This is a genomic window from Pseudoalteromonas sp. APAL1, from assembly GCF_021532475.1.
Classification (GTDB): domain Bacteria; phylum Pseudomonadota; class Gammaproteobacteria; order Enterobacterales; family Alteromonadaceae; genus Pseudoalteromonas; species Pseudoalteromonas lipolytica_C.
The window spans coordinates 1-20,289 of the sequence record NZ_JAKGAW010000023.1 but is presented as its reverse complement, the minus strand read 5'-3'; the positions used below and the strand labels follow the sequence as shown (position 1 = coordinate 20,289).

20 protein-coding genes and 1 pseudogene are annotated in these 20,289 nt (G+C 40.9%); 13 read left to right on the top strand and 8 right to left on the bottom strand.

The window, feature by feature from the left end; translation table 11 throughout:
* Positions 1 to 192: 192 nt before the first annotated feature.
* A complete protein-coding gene (gene bla, locus L1264_RS12395) occupies positions 193 to 942 on the bottom strand; it encodes a subclass B1 metallo-beta-lactamase (protein WP_199527510.1) in 750 nt (249 codons plus the stop codon).
* A 279-nt stretch (positions 943 to 1,221) separates the two neighbouring features.
* Positions 1,222 to 1,794 carry a cytochrome b gene (locus L1264_RS12390; protein ID WP_199527509.1) on the bottom strand — a complete coding sequence of 191 codons (573 nt, stop codon included), beginning with the start codon at positions 1,792 to 1,794 and terminating at the stop codon, positions 1,222 to 1,224.
* 473 nt (positions 1,795 to 2,267) lie between these two features.
* On the opposite strand from L1264_RS12390, the gene L1264_RS12385 reads away from it, so the two are divergent.
* The 3 genes from L1264_RS12385 to L1264_RS12375 all read left to right on the top strand — a co-directional run bounded on the left by L1264_RS12385 (position 2,268) and on the right by L1264_RS12375 (position 4,976).
* Positions 2,268 to 2,480: a DUF2061 domain-containing protein gene (locus L1264_RS12385; protein ID WP_063527308.1), complete on the top strand. Its 213-nt coding sequence runs from the start codon at positions 2,268 to 2,270 to the stop codon at positions 2,478 to 2,480.
* 394 nt (positions 2,481 to 2,874) lie between these two features.
* On the top strand, positions 2,875 to 3,918 hold the full coding sequence (locus L1264_RS12380) for a flavin reductase family protein (protein WP_206769192.1): 1,044 nt from the start codon (positions 2,875 to 2,877) through the stop codon (positions 3,916 to 3,918).
* Positions 3,915 to 4,976, top strand: coding sequence for a fatty acid desaturase family protein (locus L1264_RS12375; protein WP_199527508.1), 1,062 nt, complete (start codon positions 3,915 to 3,917; stop codon positions 4,974 to 4,976). The genes L1264_RS12380 and L1264_RS12375 overlap by 4 nt, the downstream gene beginning before the upstream one ends.
* A gap of 29 nt (positions 4,977 to 5,005) precedes the next feature.
* Here the strand turns inward: L1264_RS12375 and L1264_RS12370 are convergent, their stop codons facing one another.
* Positions 5,006 to 5,362, bottom strand: a complete 357-nt coding sequence (locus tag L1264_RS12370; RefSeq protein ID WP_054553546.1) for a winged helix-turn-helix transcriptional regulator — start codon at positions 5,360 to 5,362, stop codon at positions 5,006 to 5,008.
* A gap of 127 nt (positions 5,363 to 5,489) precedes the next feature.
* Here L1264_RS12370 and L1264_RS12365 point away from each other — a divergent pair, with 127 nt between their 5' ends.
* The 6 genes and pseudogenes from L1264_RS12365 (at position 5,490) to L1264_RS12340 (ending at position 10,244) form a co-directional block, all read left to right on the top strand.
* Positions 5,490 to 6,071, top strand: a complete 582-nt coding sequence (locus L1264_RS12365; protein WP_063530087.1) for an NAD(P)H-dependent oxidoreductase — start codon at positions 5,490 to 5,492, stop codon at positions 6,069 to 6,071.
* Positions 6,072 to 6,080: 9 nt separating this feature from the next.
* A complete protein-coding gene (locus L1264_RS12360; protein ID WP_135926799.1) occupies positions 6,081 to 6,629 on the top strand; it encodes a redoxin domain-containing protein in 549 nt (182 codons plus the stop codon).
* 9 nt (positions 6,630 to 6,638) lie between these two features.
* Positions 6,639 to 7,004, top strand: coding sequence for a hypothetical protein (locus L1264_RS12355; protein WP_062565843.1), 366 nt, complete (start codon positions 6,639 to 6,641; stop codon positions 7,002 to 7,004).
* 12 nt (positions 7,005 to 7,016) lie between these two features.
* Complete coding sequence (locus tag L1264_RS12350) at positions 7,017 to 8,219, top strand: low temperature requirement protein A (RefSeq protein ID WP_199527507.1); 1,203 nt, start codon at positions 7,017 to 7,019, stop codon at positions 8,217 to 8,219.
* A 273-nt stretch (positions 8,220 to 8,492) separates the two neighbouring features.
* A pseudogene (gene dkgB, locus L1264_RS12345) lies at positions 8,493 to 9,299 on the top strand (2,5-didehydrogluconate reductase DkgB); the annotation flags it as partial.
* Positions 9,300 to 9,359: 60 nt separating this feature from the next.
* Positions 9,360 to 10,244, top strand: coding sequence for an alcohol dehydrogenase catalytic domain-containing protein (locus L1264_RS12340; protein ID WP_235404060.1), 885 nt, complete (start codon positions 9,360 to 9,362; stop codon positions 10,242 to 10,244).
* Between the two features lie 37 nt (positions 10,245 to 10,281).
* Here the strand turns inward: L1264_RS12340 and L1264_RS12335 are convergent, their stop codons facing one another.
* Positions 10,282 to 11,136 (bottom strand): DUF417 family protein, encoded by an 855-nt coding sequence (locus L1264_RS12335; RefSeq protein WP_199527506.1) that lies wholly within the window; start codon positions 11,134 to 11,136, stop codon positions 10,282 to 10,284.
* A 264-nt stretch (positions 11,137 to 11,400) separates the two neighbouring features.
* On the opposite strand from L1264_RS12335, the gene L1264_RS12330 reads away from it, so the two are divergent.
* From L1264_RS12330 to L1264_RS12315, 4 genes are all read left to right on the top strand, one after another.
* Positions 11,401 to 12,231 carry an AraC family transcriptional regulator gene (locus L1264_RS12330; protein ID WP_199527505.1) on the top strand — a complete coding sequence of 277 codons (831 nt, stop codon included), beginning with the start codon at positions 11,401 to 11,403 and terminating at the stop codon, positions 12,229 to 12,231.
* 26 nt (positions 12,232 to 12,257) lie between these two features.
* Positions 12,258 to 12,860: a LysE family translocator gene (locus L1264_RS12325; RefSeq protein WP_199527504.1), complete on the top strand. Its 603-nt coding sequence runs from the start codon at positions 12,258 to 12,260 to the stop codon at positions 12,858 to 12,860.
* A gap of 59 nt (positions 12,861 to 12,919) precedes the next feature.
* Complete coding sequence (locus tag L1264_RS12320; protein WP_328256092.1) at positions 12,920 to 13,630, top strand: AraC family transcriptional regulator; 711 nt, start codon at positions 12,920 to 12,922, stop codon at positions 13,628 to 13,630.
* Positions 13,631 to 13,728: 98 nt separating this feature from the next.
* Positions 13,729 to 14,649, top strand: a complete 921-nt coding sequence (locus tag L1264_RS12315; protein WP_199527503.1) for a DMT family transporter — start codon at positions 13,729 to 13,731, stop codon at positions 14,647 to 14,649.
* A gap of 101 nt (positions 14,650 to 14,750) precedes the next feature.
* On the opposite strand, the gene trhP is transcribed toward L1264_RS12315, so the two are convergent.
* The 4 genes from trhP to L1264_RS12295 all read right to left on the bottom strand — a co-directional run.
* The gene (gene trhP, locus L1264_RS12310) at positions 14,751 to 16,136 is read right to left on the bottom strand and encodes a prephenate-dependent tRNA uridine(34) hydroxylase TrhP (protein ID WP_199527502.1); all 1,386 of its coding nucleotides are present in this window, start codon (positions 16,134 to 16,136) and stop codon (positions 14,751 to 14,753) included.
* Between the two features lie 344 nt (positions 16,137 to 16,480).
* Complete coding sequence (locus L1264_RS12305) at positions 16,481 to 16,966, bottom strand: hypothetical protein (protein ID WP_199527501.1); 486 nt, start codon at positions 16,964 to 16,966, stop codon at positions 16,481 to 16,483.
* 79 nt (positions 16,967 to 17,045) lie between these two features.
* Positions 17,046 to 19,667: a hypothetical protein gene (locus L1264_RS12300; protein ID WP_199527500.1), complete on the bottom strand. Its 2,622-nt coding sequence runs from the start codon at positions 19,665 to 19,667 to the stop codon at positions 17,046 to 17,048.
* On the bottom strand, positions 19,667 to 20,289 hold a 623-nt coding region (locus L1264_RS12295), incomplete at its 5' end, for a hypothetical protein (RefSeq protein WP_328256091.1). The genes L1264_RS12295 and L1264_RS12300, both read right to left, overlap by 1 nt.

The following is a 20,289-nucleotide window of genomic DNA, read 5'->3' as shown; positions in this document are numbered from 1 at the left end:
CTTTTAATTAACAGTATCTGCAGGTTCATTTTTCATTACCAGTCAAATTCGGCAAGACGAGTTTGAAATAATACAAAGCGAATTTAAAGTTACTTTCACGTTGGATTTTACGTACTTTTTGAGCGCAGACCACAAGGAAATAAAGGGGCTTTAAACTGTTCAGATTTAGTTTAAAGCCACCATCATCAACGTCTATTTAAGATGATCGGATATTAATTTTTCTGTATGAGAGAGCAACTCATATCCGCCTACATCACCATGCCCAGGAACAACCATCACTGCGCTTTTAAATTGTTTATTTAATTGCTTTGTAATATTTAGCCAAGAATGAATGTCGCCATGAACTAAGTTACCAACAGATGATGACTGAAGTGATCGAACCGCACAACCACCAAATAAAATTCTTTTTTCAGGTAACCATGCCATAACATTGTCCATTGCATGCCCAGCCCCTGGATAAAACAACTCAAGTGAGCCAAATTTAACAACTGAGCCTGCTTCTTTAAGCTCTTTAATGGTATTGTTTGGCACTGCCGCTCCTTGCTCTGTCGTTAGCTGAACAGTTAATGGATGGGCAAAAACATCGACCCCCTTAGATTCAAGTACATCAACTCCTGCAGCTCGGTCGCCGTGGGCATGTGTAACGAATGCTTTGCTTACTGGTAGTTTAATTTCAGAGTGTATTGCTTCGAGAAGATCTAAAGTGAGTAACTCTCCCCACGCAGTGTCGATAAGTGTCAAACTATCTCCTTCTTTAACAATTAAACCATTTGAAGGAAATCGTGTACCATTTGGGTAAGTATAATAAGATGTATGCAGCCACACCCCTTCATCTAGCGCAGTGATAGTGACTTGATTAGGCTTGCTATCTTGCGCTGCACCATGAAAACTACATATTAAAAGAAAAAAAACAAAATAACCTAGCATCCTAAATTTCATCATCGCTCTATATATCCTTAAATTAAGACCCAAAAAAATAAATTATAATAAAAACTACCAATAGGTAGGAATATAATTATGAAGCACTATTTATTTGTAAGTCTATAAGAAGTAGCACTATTTTTTAGTGAAATAGAAAGCGAGTATGAGAATTAGTCAGTTATAGCTTTTACGATGTTCGCTAACTAATTCTCTTCAGTGTGATTGAAGAAAGTGGCAATAGTGGCTCTTTGCGCCATAAACATAACACGATAAATCATGGTATGTGGCATCAAGGTTTAACTACTCAGACTTATCTAAATGTTCACTTTTTAGAGGTAACATACGTTTTAAGGTATTATCTGCCAAAAAGTAATGATGAACTAATGCAGCAGCGGCATGTATACCTATTAAGTAGTAGCCAACTTCACCCACTGTCTCGTGTAATTCTTTAATCGTTTTAGCAAGGTCTTTATTTTCACTTGCTAGTGGAGGAAGCTCTAAGCCAAAAAATGGCACTGGTTTACCAGCCATACTCAATATCAGCCAACCAGCTATTGGCATTGCAATCATGAAGACATAGAGCACAAGGTGCACTAGTTTAGCCAATGTATTTTGCCACTTTGCAGGCTCAGGTTTTATCGCAGGCGTTGAGCCTGCCAGTACACGCACCACTAACCTTATACTTACTAGGGCTAAAACAGCTAAACCCAACATAAAATGCCACATCTTAAAAGCGTCGCGGGTTTCTGTACCTTTATCAAATAACTCGCGCAATTCAATACTGCCAAAAACAGTGACGATTAAAATAAACATAAGCCAGTGCAATACAATAGAAAAAGTATTGTAATGAGTCGTTGTATTTTTAATATTCATAATGCCTCTTTAGTAAAAACGCCTTTAGATAAGTGCCCAATTTATACGTAATATAGACTCACAATTAAGCTATCCTTTGAGCGCTCTTGCTGTAATGATCTAAAACAAAAAATGAGCTATCTAAAATTATCTTGTTTACTTATTAGCGAAACTCTACTGTACTTGTTTAAACTTAAAATAAACTTAAGTCATTTAATTATATAAGCTTACTACTCTTTATAGCCCTCAAGATCCGCCTTAAATTGTCGTGAGCAATACGCAGTTTATTGCCCCAACTGACAAGCATATTTCCGAACAACTCTCACCATCTACTTCTATTTGAGTTCGTAGAATTTGAAATAAAACTTCCTGAGCATTACCGTGAAATTCACAATCCACTTTTCCGATTACAACAATCTTTTTATTCCATTTTAAAGATTAAAAATAATGAGCAATACTAAACTCATCAAATTATGAGAGTTAGGGTATTCAAAATGATTAAAACAGTTACTTTTGCAATAATGCACTTCACAATCGCGTTTACAGTGACCTACTTTTTAACAGGTAGTTTTTTAATTGGTGGCTTGGTTGCCATTGTTGAGCCTGCGGTCAATACGGTTGCGTTTTACTTTCACGAAAAGGTGTGGCGCAATCTAGAGAGTAAGGATAGCTTCAAACAAAACCCAGATGGGATAATGTTTGCATAATAATTAGGTTGAATTGACTCGCAAAACAACGAATACCTCATCTTACATCTCAAACTGTCAATTTAGCTTTGCCAATAGGGCCGGTGGCAAAGCTGCAAACTAAACTGGCTATTGTTGTTAAGCTTTATAGCCAAATTCAAACACGTCCTGTAAATGAGCTCTACACTCTCACTTCACTAAATAATTACCTGCATGAGCTGAACCTATCAAGCATATCCCCATGAATTAAAAAAAGCAGCTATTCCTAAAGCTCTCCTTATCACATTTAAATTCTTAAAAGTTGCATATAGCTCCGTCAATTTAGAGCTAATACTCAAATTAGACTTGCAATTATCACTTTTCAGCTTACACTTGTTCGCTAAGTGAGCGTACACCTGTAAGTTAAAGGCAAAAAATGAGCGCGTTATTTAATTCATTATCAAAACACTTATTACATCATCAATCATGGGCTGGATACTGGGAACCTGTGATCCAGTGCTTTAAACCTGGCTGGCGCGAAGGCTACTTTCGTGCACAAGTAAAACACGTACAAGTGTTTGCTGAGCAAAATGTTGAGCTGGTTCTTGAACCAGAAAAAGCATGGCCAATTCATCAAGCAGGCCAGCATATTGCGTTAACTATACAAACAAATGGGCGATTGCTAACGCGTGTATTTACTATAGCCAGCGAACCACACATGGCAAAACAGCAAGGTCAAATTAGGTTACTGATCCGCAGTCAAGAGGTAGGCGCGTTTACATCAAAGCTAACTAGTCTGAAGTCTGGACAATGGCTTAATATTTCTGAGCCTAAAGGCCAGTTTGTTATGCCAAACACTGCTCGCTCTTTAATTATGCTTGCCGGTGGTTCTGGCATTACGCCATTTATAGCTATGCTTAAATCTATACCCGCTGATAGCAAAAAAACCATAACCTTGCTTTATTATGCAAAACCAAACAGCCACTGGCTTAAAGATGAGCTTGAGCAACTAAAACAATCACTGAGCAATTTTGATTATCACTTACTTGAGCGCAACAAAGATGGCGATGCGACGACATGGCTGACAACAAATGCGCATAAACACTGGTTAGTGTGCGGCCCAGCTGCTTTGTATAACCAAGCAGCCGCTTTAGCTAAGCAATTAGATACGCCTATCGACAGTGAGCATTTCAGTGCAGTCCCCGCTGTTTTAGCAACCTCTGATAAGCACGAACTAACACTCACTCATCAGGGCAAAACATTCACGATTGATAACCAACAAACCTTACTGACCCACTTACAAGCGAATAAGCAACCAGTGACAGTTGGCTGTGGTATGGGCATTTGCCATCAATGCCAATGCGTTAAAAAGCAAGGCATCGTGCGTGATATTCGTACCGGTGAGCTCTCTGATAGCTCAGAGCAGTTAATTCAACTTTGTATATCGCAACCAGTCAGTGACGTGGAGTTATCAGCATGAAGACAACAAAAACAGTCAATTTTGAAAAATTAGCAGCTCAACTCGATAGCGTTAAAGCAGATGTAAAATCAAAACTCGGTGAGCAAGATGCAAAATACATTCGCCGCGTTATTGTTTGCCAACGAGTGTTTGAATGGAGTGGCCGAATTCTATTAATGCTAGGCTTTCTTCAGCCTGTTTTATGGCTCGTGGGTGTGCTTAGTTTAGCCACAGCAAAAATCCTCGACAACATGGAAATTGGCCATAATGTGATGCATGGCCAATATGACTGGATGAATGATAAATACATAAATTCAAAGTCTTACGAGTGGGATATAGCGTGCGATGGGGCTAGTTGGAACCGCGTTCACAACTACGAGCACCACACCTATACCAATATTATTGGTAAAGATCGCGACTTCGGTTATGGATTACTGCGCTTATCGAATGACTTTCGTTGGCGAGTAAAAAACCTGTGGCAATTTGTCACTTACCTATTGCTCAGTGTGCTGTTCCAATGGGGTGTGTCGTACCATGAAATGGCAGCCGAGCGAGTATTTTTTGGCAAGAAAAAAGATGACCGCGATTACAAAGTACCGCACAGCGAACTAAAAAAGCGCTTTTTTAGTAAAGGAGCACGCCAGTTAGTGAAAGACTACCTGCTCTTTCCATTGCTTGCTGGGCCTTTATTTTTGTGGGTTTTCACAGGTAACCTAGCGGCTAATTTATTACGTAACCTGTGGACCTCAACCATTATCTTTTGCGGGCACTTTACCGGTGAAGTTGAAACATTTAACCAGCAAGACTGCGAAAATGAATCGCAAGGTCAGTGGTATTACCGCCAAGCGTTGGGCTCATCAAATATCAAAGGGGGTAACCTGTTTCATGTAATGACTGGGCACTTGAGCTATCAAATAGAGCACCACTTATTCCCAGACTTACCAGCAAAGCGCTACCGCGAAATAGCCCCTAAGGTGCAAGCTATCTTTAAAGAGCACGGCATCCACTACAATACCGGTGGCTTCTTTCGCCAGTACTTTTCTGTAGTAAAACGAATTGTACGCTACTCTTTTCCGTAAATAATGAACGCCAGTGCAAAGTACTGGCGTTAAATCTCATTCGATTCAGACCAAACCCGTAACTCATCAAGAATATGCAGTGCTGAGCGGCCAAAGTCAGTAAGCTCATAGGTCACCGCTATCGGACGCGTACTAATAACATGACGGGTGATCATCGCTCTACTTTCAAGCTCTTTTAGACGTTGGTCGATCATTTTTTTACTTGCACCACCCAGCATGCGCGTTAAATCATTAAAGCGCACAGGGCCATCTTTTAAATGATAGATAATAGAGCCCGTCCATTTACCGCCAATCAAACGCATGCCTTTTTCAATAGCACACGGCTCCATGCAAGCATTTAAAACTTTTTTTCTACCCTTACTATCTGTTTCTACTGAACTTTCCAAAACATCCTCGCATTTTTCAGCCTAGTTACAAAAAGGTAACTGGTTGATTAAATAATCTAGGTTACTATTATATACCACAGAATGTATTTTGAACACGATAAAGTAACTAGCAAACGGATACTCAACTATGAAAAACGTATTAATTCTTAACGCACATCACTATTACCCTTTTTCTGAAGGTAAGTTAAATGCTGCTTTAATCGAAAAAGCCGACGCTTTTTTTCAAGCAAAAGGCTATCAAACTCGGGTGGTTAATACACAAGACGAATTTGATGTAGAAACTGAACTTGAGAACCATCAATGGGCAGATATCGTCTTTTTGCAATCACCTATTAATTGGATGGGCATGACTTGGTCATTCAAAAAATACATGGATGAAGTGTACACCGCGGGCATGGGTGGAGCGCTTTGCCATGGTGATGGTCGTCATCAAGACAATCCAAAAGCCAATTACGGTAAAGGCGGCACCTTGAATAACACTCAATACATGATGTCGCTGACTTTAAATGCACCTGCAGAATCATTTGCAGATGCCACTGACTTTTTTGAAGGTAAAAGTGTTGATGACCTTGTTTTCCCAATGCATATGAACTTTAAGTTTTTCGGTATGCAAGGGTTACCTACTTTCGCCTGTTTTGACGTGATGAAAAATGCAGACATTGACAGCGACTTTGCGCGCTTTGAAAAACACTTAAACGAGAACTTTTAAGGAGCACTCATGAGTAACGAATCTGTTTATAGCAATAAACTCCATCCGGGCAGTGCATTTCCTAGTATTAGTGCTGCACTTTTGAATGGTGAAGAGGCTGTTCTTGGTCAACCTCAACACGGTGCAAGCTGGCAGCTTGTTGTTGTTTATCGTGGTAAGCATTGCCCTTTATGTACTCGCTATTTAAACAGCCTCGAGCAGTACAAAGCTGCGCTATTAGAAACGGGTGTTGATGTAATTGCTGTTTCAGGTGATAGCAAAGAGCAGTTAGAAGCGCATTTAGAACAGTTATCTGTGTCATTTCCACTTGCTTACGGTTTGACTACAGAGCAAATGCAAACATTAGGTACTTACATATCTGATCCCCGTTCACCGCAAGAAACAGATCACCCTTTCGCAGAGCCTGCTCTGTTTGTGGTTAACGAGCAAGGTAATGTACATGTGGTTGATTATTCTAATAACCCATTTGTAAGACCTGATTTAGCAACCTTGGTAAGTGGGCTTAGCTGGATACGCGACCCAAAAAATAACTATCCAATTCGCGGTATGCATAAGTAGAGAGTAGCCATGAGCAAATTTACAACTTTGCTGATTGGCTTGGTGAGCATAATGATGTGCTCACCACATGCCTTTTCAGCACAACTCCCCCATGCACATATTGCTTCACCTAATCACTATGAAGTATTGCTAGATAACAGTGAAGTACTTGTTTTGCGTATGACTTTAGCACCAGGTGAGCAAGATAATTGGCATAAGCATAATGCTGAAACTGTCTACTTTGAGACAGGTGGAAAGGCAACCATCAGTACTAAAGAGTCACAAACAACACTTGAGATCCCCAATGGCTATGTGATGTGGCATGACGCATGGACTCATCAAGTCAAAAATGAGGGTGAAACCACCATCACTGCAATTATTGTCGAAAGTAAATAGATAGGATCAATTATGGCATTAGAAAACCACCCAATGTGGCGCTTACCTAAGCATCACCTAGATTTAAAAAGTTCACATGACCATGTTCATTGGGTTGAATTATTTTATGATCTTATCCATGTGGTAATCATTTTTCTGCTAGGTAATTTTTTAAGCGACCACTTACATTTAAGTGGTTTTCTTACTTTTGCAGGTTTATTCATCACCGTATGGTTCGCGTGGGCTGACTCCAGCGTTTTTAACTCACTCTATGTCAGTACCGATGTAAAACATCGGCTGATCATGGCCTGCCAAATTGTCACCGCCATGGTTATGGCAGCCTCTATTCCCCATGTACTTGACAAAGGCTGGACATATTTTGCATTGGCCTATGCAGCTAACCGACTTATTACAGCGTATTTATTTCATCGCACCAATCAACTGGGGGTCGAATCAACAAAATTAGCACGCAGTGTGAGCCGTAACTACTTTGCACTTGCCATTATCTTTGCGACCACAGCTTTTATGCCTGCACCCTATCGTTATTGGGTATTTGGCACTGCGATTGCCGCTATCCAAGTTTTGTATATGGCTCCAAAAATTGGTGTACTTGAAAATAAACGTTTTTTACCACGCCTTGGGCATATGTCTGAGCGCTTTGCCCTTTTTCTGCTCATTGTCGTAGGCGAAGGTTTCTTTAAATTGGTGATTACTTTATCAGAAAAAGGAATTTATAAAGTCGACCCCTCTGTACTGGCTAACTTTATGTTTGGCGGTATTGCAGTATTTGTTCAATGCTGGATTTACTTTGACTTTGTTGGCAATGGTAAACCTAAGAATCAGCATAAATGGACACTCGTAAGTTGGTGGTTAGCACACCTATTTTTAATGTTATGTGCAGTTATGGTCGGCGTTGCGCTCGCCGGCGAAGTGAAAGCTGGGTTTTGGCAACCTTACCCACTTAAATATGGTGTCATTGGCTGTGTAGGGTTAGCAGGCTACTTATTGAGTTTATTGTGGATCCAGTTAATAATCGAACACCGTGTAGCCCATCGTTTTGCAACAGCTAAAGTAAGAATGTTTGGCGTTATACTCGCTTTAGTTACCATTCCCATTTTACCCCATGTGCCTTCGCTCATTGGCAACTTACTTTGGGGCACAGCACTGATTTCACAAATTGCCTACCCTGTCACTCGCGCATACTTTACCCTTTCAAAAGAAGAAGCTAATTCATAACGATTAAAACACCTTTGCAAAAACGACAAAGGTGTTTTGTTATCCCTGCTGTTTTTCGTAAAGACTTTCCTAGCAATAATATCGCTATTCAATCGCCCCTCTTTAGGGGTTGAAACAAGCATTAACGGACTCATGTCATAACTAAAGGCAATGAAAAATGCCGGTGTGAATCACATTGGCCTGCACTTTAGACGTAACGAATTACCCATCGAATGGGCATTAAAGCACATCGGCGAATATGTTTTGCCCAAGTTCCATAATTAAGGAGTTATGATGTCACAATCAATTATGCCAAAACTGGGTTTTGGTACATTTAGATTACAAGACGAAGTTGCATATCAAAGTGTGCTAACAGCTATTGAAGAGGGCTTTAGACACATCGACACCGCGCAAATTTACGGTAACGAAGAAGCTGTTGGCCGAGCGATTAAAGACAGTGGTGTTGCACGTGGTGAGTTATTTATTACCACCAAAGTATGGAATGATAAGTTAAATAAAACGGACTTTATTAGCAGCGTAAAAGAAAGCCTGACTAAGCTCCAACTAGATTACATCGACTTACTGCTTATTCATTGGCCAAGCCCAGCCAATGGCGAAAGCATGGATGAGTACTTAACCGAGTTACAATCAGCAAAAGAGCTTGGTTTAACGAAAAAAATTGGTGTTTCAAACTTTACCATTGCACAAATGGAAGAAGCCTTAAATATTTTGCCAAAAGGCGCGTTATTTACCAATCAAGTAGAAGTACATCCATACCTAACCAATCAAAAGGTACGTGATTTTTGTGCGCAAAACGACATTCTCGTTACCGGCTATATGCCATTTGCGGTAGGTAAAGTACTTAAAGATCCAACCATTAAAGCGATTGCAGACAAACACCAAGTGAGCACCGCTGAAGTGGTCATTGCTTGGGAATTAGCGCATGACATGGTGACGATACCGTCATCGACCAAACGCGAAAATATGGCTACCAACTTAAAAGCCCTTTCGCTTAGCTTAAGCCAAGACGAGATTAATCAAATTAATGCCCTTAGCTGCGGCGACAGGCAAGCAAACCCGGATTTTGCTCCTGAATGGGATCATGATGAAGTAAAAACAACTCAAGCTTGGCAATTTCAAGGGGCTGATAAAGCACTCGCTTTGGGATTAAAAGCTGTACCAGCACTTAAAGCAGGGCAAATTTTAGTCCGCAACCTTGCGATTGGTATCAATCCAGTTGATTGGAAGTTTATTCAAGCAAATCCTATTAATTGGCCAGATGCACACACGCCAGGCGTAGACGGTGCTGGGGTTGTTGAGCAGGTAGGCGATGGCGTCGATAGCAAACTAATTGGTAAAACAGTCGCTTATCATCATAGCTTAAGTGAAAACGGCAGCTTTGCTAAGCACTCGGTGCTTTATGCTGAACGTGTTATGCAGGTACCAAAAGAGTTAGCTGCTAATGTTGCTGCTGCATTGCCTTGCCCACTTCTTACTGCATGGCAAGCCTTTAGCAAAATACCATTACGCAAAGGCGAAAAAGTATTAGTTACCGGCATGGGGGCTGTTAATAAACTACTGACGCAAATGCTGAACCACAGTGGCTTTGAAGTTCATGCATTATCAAAAAGCTTAACGGCAGAGCAAGCAGAAAAGCTTGGCGTTAAGTTAGTATTACGCGACGCGCCTTCTGAGGGTGGCTACTTTGCACTCTTTGATGCTAACGGCCCTGAAGAAGCTAAAAAGTTAGTGCCACTCCTACAAGCAAATGGTCATGTGATCAGTATTTTAGGGCGTATTGAAACCCCAGTCGATGAGCCATTCACACGTACTATTTCTTATCATGAAATTGCCCTTGGCGCATTACACGATTATGGTGATACACAGCAATGGCAACGTCTTGTAAGTGATGGCGAAAAGCTCCTTAATGACATTGCGTCGGGTACTTTAAATGTTGAAGAACCTACTGACTTTGAATTTAACAATCTCAACGATGCCCTTGAGTTTTCTAAAGTTCAAAAGCAAAAAGCCGTTGTCGTTGTTTAGTTCTCATTTTAAAGGCCTCTAATGAGGCCTTATTATTTTATTCTGCTGTTTGATTAGCTGTTTTATTAATTACAGCTAAGTGATAGATAATCACTAAGTTCGCAATAAACCACAGATCTTTAATGACAAATTGACCAAGTCCTGCTAAAACGGTTGTACTGCTAAGCGCATTCGGTGCGGTAATTAAAAATGTTTGTGTCATGATAAAAACAGCACAGCAGGCAAGCCCAGCTAACACTATTAGTTTGTTGTTCTTAATTAACAAGCCAACAAAAAGCAACAGCACACTGACAATATCAAACACGCCAATCACATTCGATGCACCCTGCACACTAAAAACCTGATACAACCACGACATAAACGGCGATGTTTCTACAAGGCTCACAATTCCCTTCGCTTCAAAAGCAAAAAACTTCATGGCGCCAATCCAAACCAGCACTAATGCCATCGATGCATAATTCAAAGCAATATGCGCTTTATCAGTTAAAGCATCTTTGTAAAACACAAATATAAACAGTGGAATAACAGCAAAATACTTAATGATCCCCTGCCCCGAACCAATCACAGGGAAGCCCCCTTCACTAGCTAGCCAACGGTTAGCGCCAAACAGAGTTATTAAACATACCAGTGAGATAGCAAGTGCGGTAACGGTCGGAAGCGCTTTATTAATAAACCCCAAATGTGAATGAAGGCTGGTAATGCCAACAAAACAAAATGCAAAGCCTGCTATCATACTCATTAAATGAGCAGGCACCTGAGCGTCTAAACCATAAAACGAAAATATACTGCCAATGGCATTGGGGTTTGCCCCTAAGATAAAAGACAAGCCCAATAACGAAAAACTGATAGTGATAAGTGCAACCACTAAATTATTTGCTGTACGTAAATTCATTTAACCCCCACTTTACTGCTTATTTAAAAGACCCAAGTTAGGGATAAAAACATTCACACTAAAATCAAATATAAGAAAAGCAAGACCGGAACTATTTATAAGAAATTGAAAAATAAATAAAATCATCACTGCTATTTGCTGTTATTTAGTTAAAAATAAATCTCTTTAAATCAATATCAGCAATTTTGTTCAAGTTTTTAGGTTGCCTGCTTCGCTATATTGGCGTAGGAATAATAACGAAGCGCACAACCTTCAGGAGCATCTGTGAGCAAAGACAATCACTTCAAGTACATTAACAACGAACAGCATCAGAGCATCTCGATGTTGACTGCGACTATGAGTGATTTTACCTATGCAAAACATGCTCACGAAGAGTATTCAATTGGTATTACCCTACAGGGGCGGCAAGATTTCTTTTGTCGTAATGCGTTTTATAAAAGCGTACCTGGCAATGTCATTTTGTTTAATCCTGAAGATATTCACGATGGTCACTCTGGCACTGAGCAAAACCTAGAGTATCTAATGCTGTACATTCATCCCGATGAATTTCAGCCTTTGTTCAAAGCACTAGGGTATAAGCAAGACTGCACATTACGTATGGCAAACACCTTGTATGCTGATCCATTACTACGTAATCAAGTGATTCACTTATCAATGCTTTTACAAACCAATAGCACCAGCAAAATAGAGCGAGAAGCTGCAGTATTGCAAATGGCGCAGTCTTTAGTCAGGCTCAACGGCAGCCTTGATTTACCGGCTTTAAGCACCCGAGTTGATAGCTTACTTCTGCGCGCAAAAGACTATATTTTGGCAAATATCGACAATGACATTGCTATTGATGACATTGCCCATGCTGCCACTATGTCGAAATTTCATTTTATCCGCCGCTTTCGCGAGCACTTCGGTATTACTCCACATCAATATGTTTTGAACTGTCGTATTAATTATGCCCGTAGAGCGTTACAAGTTGGCCGCGATGCCACCAGCGTAGCGGTTGAATCTGGCTTTGCAGATGCCAGTCACCTCAATCGTAACTTCAAACGAGTATTCGGTATGACACCAAAACAATTTCAACTGCAATGGGCTCGTAGATAGAGCTAAATTACTGATTTGGAGCTGTTATGGCAGATATTTTTGCATATGCAATTGGCATTATGTACACCCCTGGGCCAATCAATTTACTCGGCTTAAGTAGTGGCTTAAATAAACAAACTCGTTCACACCTTGGATTTTTTATTGGCGTGGGTAGCGCGATGTTTATCTTATTTGTTCTGCTTGGCTACCTTGGCTTACAAGTGATCAATCCGCAGTTTTTGCCTTATGTGAGCTTAATTGGTTGCGGCTATATTTTGTATATTGCTTGGAAGGTTGCAAAAGCAAAAGTACAGGTGAATGATACCTCAGCGGATGCCTCACTCAGCTTTTTCGATGGCCTGTTTATGCAGCTATTAAATCCAAAAGCCTTGGTGGCCACTTTGCCAATTGCTACGATTCAGTTCCCAAGCGCAGATATTACCGGCGCTGCAATCGTATTTTGGTCTCTTATTTTAGCCATTCTTGCCTTTGGAGCTCCTACAAGTTACTCGTTAGCGGGCTTAATGCTTGGCAAGCAAGTATCACGGCCGGGTGTTTTTAATGTGTTTAATAAGCTGATGGCTATTTTGTTGGTTTATGTCGCACTAATGATTGCCTACGAGCATGTGCTAACCCCGTTAATGGCCTAAAATTGATCATCCCTCGCAAACAGGCATAATAGCGTTATTCAGCAAACGGTTATCACAAAATGATGCAAGGCAATCTATCTATCCGCTCTTACAGTACTAAGCCTGTTAGTCATAGCCATGACTATCATCAACTTGTACTGCCCTTAAAAGGTGTGATTGCTATTAGTGTGGGTGATTTTCAAGGTAAAGTCGCCCCCGGTGAATGCGTGGTTGTCAAAGCCTCGCAAACACACCTGTTTAACGCAATGCCAGAGGCGCGATTTGTGGTGGCCGATATGCCAAAGCTACCAGATAACCTAGCCACTGCTGAGCGCTGCGTGTTCGCAATTAATCAATCACTTTGGGCATTTTTGCAGTTTGTGGCAAAGCAACTTGAGCAAGCGGTTAATCGTGAATTAGAACTTGCCATGTTTAACACCTTCAATTTGCTGCTAACTGAGCAAATTATGCAGCCTAAGGTCGACAGCCGAATTAGTGAGGCACTGCTTTATATTGACAGTCATCTAAGCACTCCTCTTCATATCAAACACCTTGCCAGCATTGCCTGTTTGAGCCCAACACAATTTAAACTGCTGTTTAAGCAACAAACCGGATTGACTGTCATGCACTATGTAACTAAACAGCGAATGGAAAAAGCCCAAGCCTTACTCAGTCATACCGACTATCCGTTACAACGTATTAGTGAGTTAGTTGGTTACAATGAGCTTTCATCTTTTAGCCGCAGTTTTTCAAAGTACTTTGGTTTATCACCAAGTAAATTCAAAAAGTAACTTTAGTTTTTAACGCCAACAAAACCGTCCTTTTTGTCAAAAATTGTGCATCAATTTTGATTATGCTTTTGATATCTTAAATTTAAAGCGAATTATCAATGAACCATACCATCGCGACCATTGCCGTTTTAGTTGCCAGTGTGTTTTGGGGCACAACAGGCACGGCCGCAAGCTTTGCACCAGACATTAGCCCTTTTGCAATAGGTGCGTTTGCGATGGGGGTTGGCGGCGTATTACTTTGTTTAACCTCACTAAAACAGCTAATAAACAATGCGAGTACGTTACGTAAGCACTACAGCCTAACCCTACTAGGTTCAGCCTGTGTTGCTATTTATCCGCTGGCATTTTATACCTCTATGAATAGTGCTGGTGTGGCAATTGGTACTGTTGTTTCGATTGCCAGTGCGCCTTTATTTACCGTCTTATTAGAATACTTAATTGAGAAAAAGCCCATTGCAACTCGCTGGCTAGTCAGCTTTTGCTTTGGTGCTATTGGTATTGGCTTTATCGCGTTAGGTAAAGAGCATAACCTTGCTGCTAAGGGGCTGTTTAGCCAAAACATCGGCATTTTACTTGGCTTAATTGCAGGGCTTACCTATGCAGGTTATTCATGGGTTGCCAAACGTTTAATTAGCAACGGCGTTCATTCAAGAGCGACTATGGCAAGCCTATTTGGCGGCGCTGCGTGTGTGCTTTTGCCTTCGTTATTGATCACTGGAGATGCGCTTTTTGCCTCAGTTACCAACACCTGCGTGGCGCTTTACATGGCCATAGTACCGATGTTTTTAGGTTATTGGCTATTTAGTATTGGCTTAAAAACCATCGCGGCCAGCCAAGCCGTGCTCATTACTTTACTTGAGCCTATCATCGCCACCATACTGGCTATTGTGATTTTAAATGAGCAATTTCAGCAAATTGGCTGGCTTGGAATTGGCTTAGTGAGCATTAGCTTGATAATTCAAACGGTCAATTTTAAACGAATATTAGTGCGCTACTCGAAACGTTTACTTATACCCTGAATTAAAATAATTAGAGGGGAAACCCAAAAGGACAATGTATTGATAATATAGATTAAATGTATGCGCTAAGTCAGTTTAAACTCACTTAGCGCATGTTTACTTTAGGCTGTTTTAAAAGGATTACGCGTATCTTGGTTAGCATCAAGATTGCGCATCAAAATTGCGTGATCTAAATCGATATCTTCTGGCAGAGGAATTTTAACAATATGGCCTGAGCCTTTTGCATCGCTAATGGCTTCGCCTTTTTTGTTTTCCATAAAATCTAGCTTGAAGTTGATATTCCCTTTTGGCGTCATAAGCTCGAGTGAGTGACCAGTACAGAATTTATTTTTTACATCAATTTCAACTAAGCCATTATCGTTGCGGCCTAATACCTCACCCACAAACTGCTGTTTATCTGATACCGAATGACCGTACTCATAGTTTTGATAGTCTTGATGTGCATGGCGCTTTAAAAACCCTTCGGTATAACCACGGTGTGCTAAGTTTTCGAGAGTTTTAAATAAGTTTGCATCAAATGGGCGACCAGCAACCGCATCATCTATGGCTTTACGATATACTTGCGCAGTACGAGCAACATAGTAGAAAGACTTAGTTCGGCCTTCAATTTTTAAACTATGCACGCCCATTTTTGTAAGCTGATCAACATATTGAACTGCACGTAGGTCTTTTGAGTTCATAATGTAAGTACCATGCTCGTCTTCAAAAGCAGGCATGTACTCGCCAGGACGGCCTTGCTCTTCAAGCATAAACACTTCGTTACTTGGTGCACCATCCCCAAGTGTTGGGATCACCGCTTTAGGGTCGATTTTATGCACCATTTCGCCAGTTTCATTTTCGGTGCCGGGTTTCACATCGTAATTCCAACGACATGCATTAGTGCAAGTGCCTTGGTTTGGATCGCGTTTATTAATATAACCTGATAACAAACAACGGCCAGAGTACGCCATACATAGTGCACCGTGAACAAACACTTCAAGTTCTGTATTTGGGCATAGTTCACGAATTTCAGCGATTTCTTCAAGCGATAATTCACGCGATAAAATAACTCGCTCAATACCCTGCTGAGCCCAAAAGTTCACCGTGGCATAGTTGACTGCATTCGCTTGCACAGATAAGTGAATCGGCATGTCTGGCCACTTTTCACGCACCAACATGATAAGCCCAGGATCAGACATGATCAGTGCATCTGGCTGCATCGCAATGACTGGCTCAATATCTCGTAGGTACGATTTAACTTTGGCATTGTGAGGAGCAATGTTCGACACCACATACAATTTTTTATTTTGCGCGTGCGCTTCGTTAATACCGATTTGCAGGTTATCTAGGTCAAACTCATTGTTTCGAACACGAAGACTATAACGAGGTTGCCCAGCGTAAACAGCATCTGCACCATAGGCAAAGGCATAACGCATATTCTTTAAACTACCTGCTGGTGATAACAACTCAGGCGTAAAAGGACGAGTGGTCAAAATAGGTGACGACATGAAAGCTCCATACATCGAACCGAGTACAAGTCGGTTGCATGAATTAATACGATAATGAAGCGCGGGAGTATAATAATCTGCCCAGTAATTTTATTGATCTAGATCATGATTCAATAAAACTCAACAGTACGGTTATACCAATACGCTTAATTAAGTGATCTCTTTTGAAGCAATAAAACCTTGTTAGCGACAGGTTTGATGCTTCAAAATATTTAAGTATTATTGCGAATTGGTATCACATAGCATGCATATGTATAAATGATGTCTAAAGCAAAAAGTGACCGTAAGATGGTCACCTTTATAGCAAAGTCGACTGACGAGCTATTCTCATTAAAGTTATCGCCTTAAACTCCTGATAAACGCTCTCTGCGCTTTTTCCAAAGTAAAAACTGATAGCCAAGTAAACCGTCAGCTTGCATATTAATACGCCCCCCTGCGGCTTTTTCAATTTTCAACTCAGCGGGCTTGCCTGCTTGCTGAAACTCAAATAGATAAAAGCGCGTAGTTTGTTTATTTAAGTGAATAGCGAGCTGTTGCCGAGAGTCATTATAAAAGCTTATTAGGCTATTATTCTCAAATTGATACCTAACATTTTTATTTGTCGCTATTAACTTAGTCATAAGTTTGGCGAAGCTGTCATTCCAATTTGCTGACTTTTTCGCATATTCTATCGATGCCGGCGCATCTAATTCCCATACAGTCATTAATTCGCTGGGAAATTCACTTTTATCTTGATAGTTATCTGATGTTGGGTTTGATTGTGCCCATCCATTAAAAGAAGTAAAGCTTAACAACAAGGCGGCAGCATAGAGTGGGATTCTTTTAAACATTGAAAACTCTTTGATACTGTAAAAATTAAAATAAAGACCCACTTTTCAGTGGGTCTTATGCGCTTAACAAAATAAACGATTAGTCATCTAAGTGCGCGCAGCGACCAAATTCAGCACCTAGTTTAACTGCCTCAACCACTTGCTTAGGGAAGCTAAGCTCACGGTCGCGGCCGTTATCACATACAAATGCTTTATTGGCATCAATTTCGATTGACAGTGTTAGTCCAGCCACACCAGCCATAATCTCAGAGCCATTCGCACTTAAACCAAACATGTTATCGGTTAAGATACCTTTTGCTTCGGTTACGCCTTGTTTACCAAAGAACTCTTCTGTTGACATCCAACCAATACCTTTAAGGTAAATAGCGCCAACAAAACCGCCCGCTAATGGGCTACCAGCACGACCCGTAATTACTGACAAGTCGTCGTTTGCATCAAGTACCATGACTGAAGGTAAGCCAAAACCTAATTCAACTAACTCTTCATGGCTGTAGCCTAGGTCACAGTAATTAGTCCAAAAGCTTACCGCTGGAATGTTGTCACACCAACGCAGGCTACCAATTTGCTCTGTGGTATTTGATACTGTGTCCCAAACTTTAACACCAACAGCGCGACGATTTTCAATTGCACCAAACGCAACATAGCGACCATCAACAGAAATAACTGAGTTATCAATCGCACCAAACTCGGTATGAGTATCAACAAGTTCGCCATTTACCCAAGCAATTTGGGTAAAGCCATTTGTAGAACCTGTAATAGTCTTACCATTGCCTGATATACGGTCAGCTCGAGCCCATGCTGTACGACGGATCTCGGTATCACCATCCACTAGAGCGATTTCTTTACCTGAACCATACGAACGGTCAACCATCTTAGTACCTGGTAACAGTGTTGCCTTACCTGTTTTAACATCCCATACTGTTGGCATACCGACAGAACGAGCGCCTTCACCTTCTGCACAGCGGTTAGTTCCGTCATAAGGGAAGCGTGTATTACCTACGACAAGTTTACCCGCATCATCCATATCCCAAACGCTTTGCGAGCTAAAACCTTGCTGGCTAGATAACGCACAGCTATTACCCGTCAAGTCTTCAAGCATTGATACGTGGCCTGAGTTAATATCCCAGATACCGCCTTGCTTAATTCCGTTGTCATTAAAATGTGCGGTGATTGCTGCTTTAGTTGCAGTTTTATTCATCGCAGTATTTGTAGAGCTCAGTAATGCGTATCCATCAGGGCTAACTAATGTGTCAAATGACTTAGTCGCGCTGTCATATAAAAATGGGATACCTGATGACGTTGTTCCTAGCGCCTTCTTACCATTTTTCGCGTGGTCCATAACAAATGCTGAAATAAGTGGTGTATATTGGATACCGTCTTGATAACCGTTAAAGATCATCTCAACTTGCTTTGTCTCGCCTGCTGAAACAACAATTTCAGTTAAAGCACATGCATTATCAGTACTTGGGTCCGCACTTTCATTTTCATTCCAATACTCTGCTTCTGACAGAATATTTGTTTGCTGAGTTGGGTAGCCGCCAGCATTAATCTCTTGGGTATAAAGTGCATAACGCGCACCCGGAGTTAAACCATTAATAGTAAATGATCCATCAGGTCCAATACGACCTTGAGTCATATTACCTGACTGCTGACTGATCACATCTTCATAAGGATTATCAAGATTTCGAGCTATCAAGTTAATACCTGAGTACTCAACGCCTTCTTTTGTAAAAAGCTTGCCTTGAATGCTACCAAACTGTGATTTGTACTCGGCTGTTGGGTAAAGATCAGAGATGTTTACAATATCGTCTTTTACATTAATGGTATGCTGATTAGAACCTGCGCTTGAGCGAACATTAATAAACGGGAACATTGTTTCAATCGCTGAAAAATCTAGCATACTTGAGCTGGTAAACTTAGTTACACCAGCACAACCAGGCACACCATCGTATTGCGGACTATAGCTTGCCGACATATACACTAAATGACCATTTGCTTGAGAGTGAGACATATTAATCGCATGACCGAACTCATGGGTAAATACCCCACCTACTTGCGTGCCGTCAGTATCGTTAATATCAACATACCAGCCATTCATCAACGCAGTGGCTTCTAATATTTCACCTGTTTCTTCATCAGCCCATTCTGGGAATGCAATACCAAGCACTGAATTGCGAGGCACACCAAAATAGTTTTCTAAAATTCCACCGTCGGTGTCGTAGTTAACCCAAAAACCATAGCCGTTTTCAACGCCATAAATTTGGTCTACATTTTCAGCTGTTACATCAGCAATGCCGGTTTTTTCAAAGATTGTGCCTTGAATAGACATCTCAAATGTTGATGTTTCAACATCAGACCACTCTTTTACAGCGTTCGCTGTCACTGCATTTGCTTGCTCAACTGTTAAAAAAGTATAGTCACGGTCTAGCTCTGTATTCGCTGGGATCACAGTGCCATCAGGTAAGGTAACATCAATGTTAAATACGGTACCTTTTTCAAGCACACTAAATGTTTCAACATCATTACCATCTTTGTCTTTGATCAGCTGACCACCATCGGTCCAAACAGGAATACTGCCATTTGAAGTATCCCATTTGTAAGGCTGCATAGTTTGTTCATGAATATACAAAGGGCCGCCAGCTAATGCACCGGTTGATACTGTTGCTAGCGCTAATGCTGCTGCGATTCTTGAAAATTTCATTATTGTTGCACTCCAGATAGTTTACCCACTAAATCCATAAAAACACCTACATCAACCGCACCTGGTGTGGTTAAAAGGTTCTGTTGTTCAGCTGACAACTTACTGGTGTCTAACCCTTCAAAAACGCCTTGATTAGCAAAAATATTTTCTACCTTACCGTTACGTACAACAAACTTACCTTGTGCCAGACCTACCGTAGTTTGAAAGCCTGTAATAGATGCTGGTTTATACATAAAAGCAATCACTTGCTCGCCTTCGCGCCATTTTGAAAATCCCTCAGGTGTAGCCCCTAAGTAAACTTTGCCATTACCCATTGAACGAGGCTTAATCAAACCAAACTGGCGAAATGTATAAGTTGAGTCTTCTTTTACTTTGCCTTTTGCATCAGACGAAACTTCAATGGTCACTTCAGTGTAAGGGCGGTTATTATCAAAACCGTCAGTAACACTAACTACGCGTCCTGAAATGATGCTTTGTGATTCCACCGTCATCTGTTGCAAATTTTGTTGTTTTAATTTCATTGCATTCGCTGCTGGCGAAAGTGTCAGCATCGTGCCTAAAGCAAAGGCCGAAGCGCATGACAGCTTGGTAAACGCGCTGCGTAATTTCATTGATATCTCCT

Bases quoted from the DNA above. Each gene is read 5' to 3' on its own strand.
- L1264_RS12300 (WP_199527500.1), bottom strand. From the start codon at position 19,667: ATGAAATTTTCAAGAATCGCAGCAGCATTAGCGCTAGCAACAGTATCA.
- L1264_RS12365 (WP_063530087.1), top strand. From the start codon at position 5,490: ATGAAAAACGTATTAATTCTTAACGCACATCACTATTACCCTTTTTCT.
- L1264_RS12360 (WP_135926799.1), top strand. From the start codon at position 6,081: ATGAGTAACGAATCTGTTTATAGCAATAAACTCCATCCGGGCAGTGCA.
- bla (WP_199527510.1), bottom strand. From the start codon at position 942: ATGATGAAATTTAGGATGCTAGGTTATTTTGTTTTTTTTCTTTTAATA.
- L1264_RS12375 (WP_199527508.1), top strand. From the start codon at position 3,915: ATGAAGACAACAAAAACAGTCAATTTTGAAAAATTAGCAGCTCAACTC.
- L1264_RS12355 (WP_062565843.1), top strand. From the start codon at position 6,639: ATGAGCAAATTTACAACTTTGCTGATTGGCTTGGTGAGCATAATGATG.
- L1264_RS12390 (WP_199527509.1), bottom strand. From the start codon at position 1,794: ATGAATATTAAAAATACAACGACTCATTACAATACTTTTTCTATTGTA.
- L1264_RS12320 (WP_328256092.1), top strand. From the start codon at position 12,920: ATGATGCAAGGCAATCTATCTATCCGCTCTTACAGTACTAAGCCTGTT.
- L1264_RS12335 (WP_199527506.1), bottom strand. From the start codon at position 11,136: ATGAATTTACGTACAGCAAATAATTTAGTGGTTGCACTTATCACTATC.
- L1264_RS12305 (WP_199527501.1), bottom strand. From the start codon at position 16,966: ATGTTTAAAAGAATCCCACTCTATGCTGCCGCCTTGTTGTTAAGCTTT.
- L1264_RS12380 (WP_206769192.1), top strand. From the start codon at position 2,875: ATGAGCGCGTTATTTAATTCATTATCAAAACACTTATTACATCATCAA.
- L1264_RS12350 (WP_199527507.1), top strand. From the start codon at position 7,017: ATGGCATTAGAAAACCACCCAATGTGGCGCTTACCTAAGCATCACCTA.
- L1264_RS12325 (WP_199527504.1), top strand. From the start codon at position 12,258: ATGGCAGATATTTTTGCATATGCAATTGGCATTATGTACACCCCTGGG.
- L1264_RS12315 (WP_199527503.1), top strand. From the start codon at position 13,729: ATGAACCATACCATCGCGACCATTGCCGTTTTAGTTGCCAGTGTGTTT.
- L1264_RS12385 (WP_063527308.1), top strand. From the start codon at position 2,268: ATGATTAAAACAGTTACTTTTGCAATAATGCACTTCACAATCGCGTTT.
- trhP (WP_199527502.1), bottom strand. From the start codon at position 16,136: ATGTCGTCACCTATTTTGACCACTCGTCCTTTTACGCCTGAGTTGTTA.